Origin of the sequence: Streptomyces palmae (assembly GCF_004684805.1) — a bacterium.
GTDB classification, from domain to species: Bacteria; Actinomycetota; Actinomycetes; order Streptomycetales; family Streptomycetaceae; genus Streptomyces; species Streptomyces palmae.
This window is the reverse complement of record NZ_SRID01000550.1, coordinates 1-3149: the sequence shown is the minus strand read 5'-3', so window position 1 is coordinate 3149 and position 3149 is coordinate 1. Positions and strand designations below refer to the sequence as shown.

Below are 3149 nucleotides of genomic sequence, written 5' to 3'. Positions count from 1 at the left end.
GGGTCGGGGCGGGCGCGCGTGCCGACCGCCTGTCCGGGTAGGAGCCCGGTGCTCGTCCGGGCACGGGCCCGATGGCTGTCCGGGCACGTGCTCGATGGACGGACGCCGGATGCCGCTACGGTGGTCTCAGACATGCGCGAGGCCGGCTCCGCCGCCTCGTTCTCAGCGCCGAGACCCGGCAGTGCCGGGATCGCCCGGCCACGATGGTGTCCGGTGAGCCGAGTAGGAAGAGTGAGCGGGTTGTTTACGGAATTGAGCGGGTCGACCAGGAGTGCGGGGTAGGAGGACGATGCACATCGTCATCATGGGCTGCGGCCGAGTCGGCTCCGCCCTCGCCCAGACCCTGGAGTCCCAGGGCCACACGGTCGCCGTGGTCGACCGGGACCCGACGGCCTTCCGCAGGCTCGGCGCCGGCTTCGGCGGGCGCCGGGTGACCGGCGTCGGCTTCGACCAGGACACCCTGCGCGAGGCGGGCATCGAGGAGGCGGGGGCGTTCGCCGCGGTCAGCAGCGGCGACAACTCCAACATCATCGCCGCCCGGGTGGCGCGCGAGATGTTCGGCGTGGAGAACGTCGCGGCCCGTATCTACGACCCGCGCCGTGCCGAGGTCTACCAGCGGCTCGGTATCCCGACCGTGGCCACCGTGCGCTGGACCGCCGACCAGATGCTGCGCCGGCTGCTGCCCTCCGGGGCGGAGCCGCTGTGGCGCGACCCCAGCGGGGCGGTGCAGCTCGCGGAGGTGCACCCCTCCCCGTCCTGGATCGGCCACAAGATCAGCAAGCTGCAGGAGGAGACTGGTGTCCGGGTGGCGTTCATCACCCGGCTGGGCGAGGCGGTGCTGCCGACTTCGCAGACGGTGCTCCAGGAGGGCGACCTGGTGCACGTGATCATGCGCACCGACGAGGTCGAGAAGATCGAGGCCGCCTTCGCGCAGGGGCCGGAGGACCAGCGGTGAGCGGCTCGCACACGGTCGCCGCGGCGCCGCTGAGGACGTACCCCGCGCCGTGGCGCCGCGCGGGCTCGAAAGCGAACAAGGAGATGCCGTGAGGGTAGCCATCGCCGGAGCCGGTGCGGTGGGTCGTTCCATCGCGGGCGAGCTCCTGGAGAACGGCCACGAGGTGCTGCTGATCGACAAGGCACCGACCGCGATCTCGGTGGAGCGGGTGCCGCAGGCCGAGTGGCTGCTGGCCGACGCCTGTGAGATCACCTCGCTCGACGAGGCGGCCCTGCAGCGCTGCAACGTGGTCATCGCGGCGACCGGGGACGACAAGGTCAACCTGGTGGTGTCGCTGCTGGCCAAGACCGAGTACGCGGTGCCCCGGGTGGTCGCGCGGGTCAACAACCCGAAGAACGAGTGGCTGTTCAACGAGTCGTGGGGGGTGGATGTCGCCGTCTCCACGCCGCGTCTGATGTCCGCCCTGGTCGAGGAGGCCGTGAGCGTCGGCGACCTGGTGCGGCTGCTGCGCTTCAGCCACGGCGACGCCAACCTGGTGGAGCTGACCCTGCCGCCGGAGGCCGCGCTCGCCGGCACCCGGGTAGGCGAGGTGGACTGGCCGCAGGACACCAGCCTGGTCACCATCATCCGCGGCACCCGGGTCCTGACGCCCAGCCCGGACGATGTGCTGGAGGCCGGCGACGAGCTGCTGTTCGTGGCCGCCCAGGCACGCGAGGAGCAGCTGGAGGACCTGCTCTCGGTGCGCCGCGAAGAGGTCTCCGACTGAGCGGTCCGCTCGTACGGACGTGAACGCCGCCGGGTCCCGGGAAGTCGATTCCCGGGACCCGGCGGCGTTTCGCAGGTGGTCCGCGCGGGTCCGGCGGACCGCGGCGCGGTCAGCGGGGATGCGGCGGCTGCCGGTCGGCGGCGTCGGTCCGGGACTCCGCGACCACCTGGTCGGTCCACTCGGCGAGCAGCGGCTGGACCGCCCGCTCCGCCTCGGCCTCCTCGCGGCGGGCCCGCTCCCGCTCCCGCTCGGCCTGCTCCTCGGCCTCCATCTCCGCGATGACGTCGATCGGCGGCGGCGCCTTGGCCAGGAAGATCCAGGTCAGATAGACGCACAGCAGGAAGGGCGGGATGCCCAGCGCCACCTTGACCCAGCCCAGCTGGGCGGCGTCGCCCCACCAGTAGAGCGGGAAGAGGATCGCCGACTTGGCCAGCAGGATGAGGCCCCAGGCCCAGGTGGCCTTGGTGTACGCCCGGAGCCTGCCCGGGTTGCGGGTGCGCCAGGAGAGGTTCTCCTTGAGCATCGGGCCCAGCAGCACCCCGATCAGCGGGAAGCGGCAGAGCGCCGAGACCAGGTAGGCGACGGACAGGCCCAGGGTGTAGAGCATGCCCGGCAGGTAGAAGTTCTTGGCGTCGCCGGACATCATCGCGAACACGGCGCCGAAGGCCACCCCGAAGACGCCGCTGAGCGCGTGCTTGAGGGTCTCCTTGCGGATCAGCCGGGCGACGGCGAGCACCAGGGTGAGCGCCAGCGCCGCGATGGCCGCGGTGTGGATGTTCCGGTCGATCGTGTACAGAAGCACGAAGACCAGTCCGGGCACCGTGGTGTCCACCATGCCCCAGACACCGCCGAACGCCTCCAGCAGCGCGGTGTCGGCCGCCGCCCTGGCCCGCGCGGCATCGCTGTCCGCGGCCCCGGCGGCGTCCTGGTCGATCGGGGTCTGCATGTCGTCAGACGTCACCCGCTACTCCTGTCCGAGCGGTCGGAGTTCGTACTTGGGGTTGAACAGCACCCGGCGCCCGTGGCTCATGGAGATCCGGCCGGAGGCGATCAGTTTGCGCCCCGGCTCGACCCCGATGATGGAGCGGCGGCCCAGCCACACCACGTCGAGGGCGGCGGTGCCGTCGAACAGCTCCGCCTCCAGCGCGGGCACCCCGGCCCGCGGGCGCAGCGTGACCGTGCGCAGTGTACCGGTCACCGTGACGATCTGCCGGTCACCGCATTCACCGATCTTGGTACAGCCCGCAGCCTCGGCGTCCTGCTGCAGCTCGGCGGAGTGGAGGTCCTCCTGGGAACTCGACAACCGGTCGAGCATCCGCCGGAAGCGGCCGGCGGGCTTGTCAGTTCGGGATACGGCACTCATACGGCCCAGCGTACCGGGGGGATTCGCGGGGGGAGCCGGGTCGTCTGGCGGGTTGTGTTGGGCGG

General features: G+C 71.7%; 4 protein-coding genes. 2 read left to right on the top strand and 2 right to left on the bottom strand.

The window, feature by feature from the left end; all coding sequences use genetic code 11:
- Positions 1–289: 289 nt before the first annotated feature.
- Both E4099_RS30725 and E4099_RS30720 read left to right on the top strand, forming a co-directional pair.
- Positions 290–955 carry a potassium channel family protein gene (locus E4099_RS30725; protein WP_135342378.1) on the top strand — a complete coding sequence of 222 codons (666 nt, stop codon included), beginning with the start codon at positions 290–292 and terminating at the stop codon, positions 953–955.
- 88 nt (positions 956–1043) lie between these two features.
- Positions 1044–1721: a potassium channel family protein gene (locus E4099_RS30720; RefSeq protein WP_135342377.1), complete on the top strand. Its 678-nt coding sequence runs from the start codon at positions 1044–1046 to the stop codon at positions 1719–1721.
- A gap of 109 nt (positions 1722–1830) precedes the next feature.
- Here E4099_RS30720 and E4099_RS30715 read toward each other — a convergent pair whose 3' ends face one another.
- Both E4099_RS30715 and E4099_RS30710 read right to left on the bottom strand, forming a co-directional pair.
- Positions 1831–2682: a DUF3159 domain-containing protein gene (locus E4099_RS30715; RefSeq protein WP_386389327.1), complete on the bottom strand. Its 852-nt coding sequence runs from the start codon at positions 2680–2682 to the stop codon at positions 1831–1833.
- Positions 2683–2685: 3 nt separating this feature from the next.
- Complete coding sequence (locus E4099_RS30710; protein WP_135342376.1) at positions 2686–3084, bottom strand: OB-fold nucleic acid binding domain-containing protein; 399 nt, start codon at positions 3082–3084, stop codon at positions 2686–2688.
- Between the last annotated feature and the right edge of the window lie 65 nt (positions 3085–3149).